This is a genomic window from Sinorhizobium fredii USDA 205, assembly GCF_001461695.1.
Classification (GTDB): domain Bacteria; phylum Pseudomonadota; class Alphaproteobacteria; order Rhizobiales; family Rhizobiaceae; genus Sinorhizobium; species Sinorhizobium fredii.
Map to the genome: position 1 here is coordinate 1 of NZ_AUTC01000040.1, position 5451 is coordinate 5451.

The following is a 5451-nucleotide window of genomic DNA, read 5'->3' on the forward strand; positions in this document are numbered from 1 at the left end:
CACGATGGCGATGCGGTACGCATCTTCGCCAAGTTTGACGATGTTATAGGGCGGCCAGTTATCAGCGTTGAGGCTGGCGTTTTCGAGCAGGTCGAAGATACGGTCGAAGCCGATGCTCGACCTGGAGAAGGGGGAAAAGTCGAGGTTCGTTCTCATAGCTACATCCTCCGTAGAGCAACATAGGTACGAGGGAGCGCCAAGAAGCTTGGGGCTCCCTGACTGTTGTCGACCCACCTGGGCGTCGACAGCAATGAGGTAGGGATCACGATACCTTCCGTCAAGAGGGAGCAAGAGACTTCGAGCAGCGGCTTCGCGAAATAGTCTCATGAATTCATGTCGGTAGCACTCGATGGGCTAGAGTGCTAAAAAATTTCTAGTTCCCTCTTGAAATTCAAAAAGACAAAAACCAGATCGATTTGCGCGCGATGCCGAAAGGGTCGGCGCGCCCCGCGTCGGTTCGCTCCGAATGCGGCGCGGAGGACCTCTTGAAAAATCTGTTTTGTCCATGAGGAGAGCGACATGACGTTCCGTCCCTTGCATGACCGAATCCTGGTTCGCCGCATCGAGGCCGAGGAGAAAACGGCCGGCGGCATCATCATTCCAGACGGCGAAGGAAAAGCCACAGGAAGGTGAGGTCGTTGCCGCCGGCCCTGGTGCGCGCGATGACAGCGGGCAGTTGCGACCGCTCGATGTCAAAGTGGGTGATCGCATTCTGTTCGGCAAATGGTCGGGCACCGAGATCAAGCTCAATGGCGAGGATCTGCTGATTATGAAGGAATCGGACGTGATGGGCGTGATTGAGGTCGACGCTGTAGCGAGAAACGCAGCCTAGTGCCGATCCGGACCCCTGCCAGACAAGGAATGCTGCCTCAGGAAGGAGTAGAAAAATGGCTGCCAAGGAAGTGAGATTCCATTCCGACGCCCGCGAGAGAATGCTGCGCGGCGTCGATATCCTCGCCAATGCCGTCAAGGTCACGCTCGGCCCGAAGGGACGCAACGTGGTGCTCGACAAATCGTTCGGCGCTCCCCGGATTACCAAGGACGGCGTCACGGTCGCCAAGGAGATCGAACTCGAGGACAAGTTCGAGAACATGGGTGCGCAGATGGTGCGGGAAGTGGCCTCGAAGACCAGCGACATCGCTGGTGACGGCACCACCACCGCGACAGTGCTCGCCCAGGCGATCGTCAAGGAAGGTGCGAAGGCTGTGGCGTCGGGCATGAACCCGATGGACCTGAAGCGCGGCATCGACAAGGCCGTAGACGCCATTGTCGAGGAGTTGAAGACAAACGCGCGGAGAGTCACCAAAAACGACGAGATTGCCCAAGTCGGCACGATCTCGGCCAATGGCGACACCGAGATCGGTCGGTTCCTCGCCGAGGCGGTCGAGAAGGTTGGCAATGAAGGCGTCATCACCGTTGAGGAAGCCAAGACTGCGGTGACAGAGCTGGAAGTCGTCGAAGGCATGCAGTTCGACCGCGGCTATCTCTCGCCGTACTTCATCACCAACCCGGACAAGATGCGGGTCGAGCTCGAGGAACCCTACATCCTGATCCATGAAAAGAAGCTCTCGAACCTGCAGGCGCTGCTTCCGGTTCTCGAAGCGGTCGTTCAATCAGGCAAGCCGCTCCTCATCATAGCTGAAGACGTCGAAGGCGAAGCTCTTGCGACCCTGGTCGTCAACAAGCTGCGTGGCGGCCTGAAGATCGCTGCCGTCAAGGCCCCGGGCTTTGGCGACCGCCGCAAGGCCATGCTCGAAGACATCGCCATCCTGACGGGCGGCACGGCAATCTCTGAAGATCTCGGCATCAAACTCGAGAATGTGACGCTCGACATGCTTGGCCGCGCCAAGAAGGTCGACGTCGAGAAGGAAACCACGACGATCGTCGACGGCGCAGGTTCGAAGACAGAGATTCAGGGCCGCGTCGCCCAGATCAAGGCGCAGATCGAGGAAACCACATCGGACTACGATCGCGAGAAGTTGCAGGAGCGGCTGGCCAAGCTTGCTGGCGGCGTTGCCGTCATCCGCGTCGGTGGCTCAACCGAGGTCGAGGTGAAGGAACGCAAGGACCGCGTCGACGACGCGATGCATGCCACGCGGGCGGCGGTCGAGGAAGGCGTGCTGCCCGGCGGCGGCGTCGCTTTGCTGAGAGCCGTCAAAGCACTGGACAGCGTTCAGACGGAGAATGCCGACCAGAAACACGGCATTGAGATCGTCCGCCGTGCACTCGAGGCGCCGGTGCGCCAGATCGCCGAGAATGCGGGTGCCGAGGGTTCGATCATCGTCGGCAAGCTGCGCGAGAAGGCCGAGTTCGGCTATGGCTGGAACGCCCAGTCCAACGAGTTCGGTGATCTTTACGATCAGGGCGTGATCGATCCCGTGAAGGTCGTTCGAACTGCGTTGCAGGACGCTGCCTCGGTCGCCGGCCTGCTGATTACCACCGAGGCGATGGTCGCCGAGAAGCCGAAGAAAGAGGCGCCCGTGCCGCCGATGCCGGGAGGTGGCATGGACTTCTGACTGAAACGACCGTCCGCGCCCCGACGGGGCGCGGACGGTTCGACAGATTTATGGACCAAAACATGCGTTGCACCTAAATGGATGCGACGTCTGCATGTCGGACTGGTGCTGGTTGGCAGGAGCCAAAATCGTGGCTCCGATGAGGCTGGACCCGAGGGCCCGCCCGCCGCACCGAAGGAGGATCTGAAGAATTCGGGGCCAAACATGACCACGCGTTCGTCGAAATATGTTGGCGTATTCGCCGCACTCGTCCTCATCCTGGTTCCTGCGCCGTTACCGGCGGCGCGGCCGCAGTCGGCGATTTCGGCAAGCACTCAACCGTCGCTCGCTGATGTCTTGGAGGACGTCACGCCGGCAGTCGTTAACATTGCAGTAAGGTCTCGCGCTTCCGCCGAAACCAATCCTCTTTACAACGATCCCTTCTTCCGCCGCTATTTCAACCTGCCTGAGCAGCAGCAACAGCGGCTGAGCGCGGGCTCCGGCGTCATCGTTGACGCCGACAAAGGCTATATCCTCACCAATCACCACGTCGTCGCGGACGCCGGCGAGATTGCGGTAACCCTGAAGGACCGCCGCCGCTTCACGGCCGAGCTGGTCGGCAGCGACGAGGCAACCGATATAGCGTTGCTGAAGATCGACGCTGACAAGCTGACGGCGATGCCGTTTGGCGAATCCGGCGCCCTTCGTGTCGGCGACTCGGTTGTCGCAATCGGCAATCCGTTCGGGCTTGGTCAGACAGTAACCTCCGGCATCGTCAGCGCCCTTGGCCGTGGCGGCATCAATGTCGAGGGCTATGAGGATTTCATCCAGACGGATGCTTCGATCAATCCCGGCAACTCGGGAGGCGCACTGGTGACAACAGACGGCCTGCTGGTCGGCGTCAACACCGCAATCATCGCGCCCACCGGCGGCAACGTCGGCATCGGCTTTGCGGTTCCGATCGCGATGGCGTCGGCGGTGATGGAGCAACTGATCAAGCATGGCGAAGTGCGGCGCGGCCGGATCGGCATCTCCGTGCAGGACCTGACGCCCGACCTGGCCGAAGCGCTCAGCATTGCGGAAAGCTACGGCGCCGTCGTCGGCAGGGTTGAGCAAGATTCGCCGGCGGCACATGCGGGCCTTCAAGCTGGCGACGTCATCATCGCCGTCAACAATCGCAAAATCACGGGCTCGGCAGATCTCCGCAATCGCATCGGTCTGACTCATGTCGGATCAGAAGTCGAAATCGAATTTCTACGCGATCGGGTTCGCAAAACGGTGACAATGCGTATCGAGGCGGACGAGACAATTGCCAACCCAGGCTCCATGTCCTCCCGCCTTGAGGGCGCTGAGTTCCAGGATGCGGCCGGCAACGTGGTTGTTTCCAGCGTTGAAGATGGAAGTGCTGCGGCCCGATCAGGTTTGCGCGCGGGCGACGTGATCGTTGCCGTCAATCGACGGCCTATCTCGACAGTGGCGGAACTCGAGACAGCGTTAAAGAACGCCGGTGGCACGATAGCGCTCGATCTGTTTCGCGCCGGGTCCAAACACGTGCTGCTGATCCGGTAGGTGGTTGCCCGACGCATGACGTTGACATCCAATGTCGCGTGAATGGAGGAGAACGATGGAACACGATTGCTTCCGACATCCAGTCACAATCCTTGTGGGGCTCGGATTTCCGGCTGAGATTCACGGTCTGAAAGAAGCCTATGCCTGGCTGAATGAGTGGCCGCCATCGAAACGAAATGCAACCCACGCCATCGCGCTCAATGCCTGCAGGGCAGCACTTGCCGGCCAGATTGATGCCGAGACCGCTCGCGGAACGTTTGTCGCCTTCGCGCGACGGGCCAATCTTCTCGCACCAGACACCGAGGCGATCGTCGCCAGTGGCGGAGCCGATGCGCCTGCGCAAGCCGGAAACAGTAAATCGGTGTGATCCCTGGGACCGAGTGGGTGATGAGCGATATTCAGTCCCGTTCCAGTGAGACTGCGTCTGAGCATTACCGGCGAGCGGGTTGGCGCCATTTCCTGGGAAGCACTGGAGTGCCTTCGCGACCAGTGGCCCGTAGGCGCGAGAGGGCGAACCTATCGCGCAGCCTATCGGGTCTGCCGCGACGTCCTGGAGGGTTGGAGACCGCCGCACGAAGCAAGGGGCGCAATCGTGAAGGCGGCACGCCGCGCCGGGCTGCTAGAGGACATAGCGTTGGTTTCCCCGCCAAACAACGTAAGAACGAAGCCGGATCACCGTCACGCAGTGCGTTATTTTCGCCCGATCAAAAGGAGGTAGCGTTATGTGCCCCGGCATAGGCTTCTATTTCCTTCCACTCTCGTCCGCTGACCTCGAAATGCTCCAACGAATACTGGACGGAGAATTGGAAGCTAGACACATCTCAAGCGACAGCGACGAAGCGGACATGCTTGCACGAACTCTCATAAAGCTTTTTCAGGCCGGCGTGAGAGGTGAAGATGCTTTGCGCGGAATGGTGAACGCAGCCTAGGCCACGAGCGGCTCCTGCAAGGCCGCAATCAACTGTTCGAGACGACAAAGAGAGGCGGTGCCCACATGTTAGGAAACCTGTTCTTGCCCCAAGGCTCAAACCTCGCGCACCACCCCCCGCCATCAGCCCCGGCCGGGGCCGGCAACGGGAACAATCTAGCAGAGCGCTGATACCTAAGGCTCAGGACCCTTTAATTAACGGGCCTCCGCTTTTCGGCCGGATGTTGCCCCCCCGGTGATATGCAAGAGAACAAAACTGGTCAGCGTTCACCATCGGGTTATTCTACGGGACGCCGCGACGGTTCTATTGGCCGAAATCGCTGCACAACGTCAGCAACCGTATCTTTGCTAATGCCAAGATCGCGAGCGATCCAGCGGTAGCTGCGGCCTTCGGCAATCAGAGCTAACACTCTGATGGTGATGGTGGCGGTCTGGGCGACCGCGCCGCCGTGGCCGTCG

The 5451-nt window shown here is 60.2% G+C and carries 6 protein-coding genes and 1 pseudogene; 5 read left to right on the forward strand and 2 right to left on the reverse strand.

Annotated features, from left to right (window positions below; translation table 11 throughout):
• Positions 1-156, reverse strand: a 156-nt coding sequence (locus tag N181_RS35320; RefSeq protein WP_037471425.1) for a molecular chaperone Hsp20, incomplete at its 3' end; no start/stop codon positions are given.
• 363 nt (positions 157-519) lie between these two features.
• Here N181_RS35320 and N181_RS05810 point away from each other — a divergent pair.
• From N181_RS05810 to N181_RS31165, 5 genes and pseudogenes are all read left to right on the forward strand, one after another.
• Positions 520-832: pseudogene (locus tag N181_RS05810) on the forward strand (co-chaperone GroES).
• Positions 833-887: 55 nt separating this feature from the next.
• The gene (groL, locus tag N181_RS05815; RefSeq protein WP_060563290.1) at positions 888-2516 is read left to right on the forward strand and encodes a chaperonin GroEL; all 1629 of its coding nucleotides are present in this window, start codon (positions 888-890) and stop codon (positions 2514-2516) included.
• Between the two features lie 204 nt (positions 2517-2720).
• Positions 2721-4064, forward strand: coding sequence for a DegQ family serine endoprotease (locus tag N181_RS05820; RefSeq protein ID WP_037436886.1), 1344 nt, complete (start codon positions 2721-2723; stop codon positions 4062-4064).
• 55 nt (positions 4065-4119) lie between these two features.
• Positions 4120-4431, forward strand: a complete 312-nt coding sequence (locus tag N181_RS05825) for a DUF982 domain-containing protein (protein WP_037436884.1) — start codon at positions 4120-4122, stop codon at positions 4429-4431.
• Positions 4432-4476: 45 nt separating this feature from the next.
• Positions 4477-4782: a DUF982 domain-containing protein gene (locus N181_RS31165; RefSeq protein ID WP_234886016.1), complete on the forward strand. Its 306-nt coding sequence runs from the start codon at positions 4477-4479 to the stop codon at positions 4780-4782.
• Positions 4783-5270: 488 nt separating this feature from the next.
• On the opposite strand, the gene N181_RS31170 is transcribed toward N181_RS31165, so the two are convergent.
• Positions 5271-5451, reverse strand: a 181-nt coding sequence (locus N181_RS31170; RefSeq protein ID WP_155621604.1) for a helix-turn-helix domain-containing protein, incomplete at its 5' end; no start/stop codon positions are given.

Bases quoted from the DNA above. Each gene is read 5' to 3' on its own strand.
- groL (WP_060563290.1), top strand. From the start codon at position 888: ATGGCTGCCAAGGAAGTGAGATTCCATTCCGACGCCCGCGAGAGAATG.
- N181_RS05820 (WP_037436886.1), top strand. From the start codon at position 2,721: ATGACCACGCGTTCGTCGAAATATGTTGGCGTATTCGCCGCACTCGTC.
- N181_RS05825 (WP_037436884.1), top strand. From the start codon at position 4,120: ATGGAACACGATTGCTTCCGACATCCAGTCACAATCCTTGTGGGGCTC.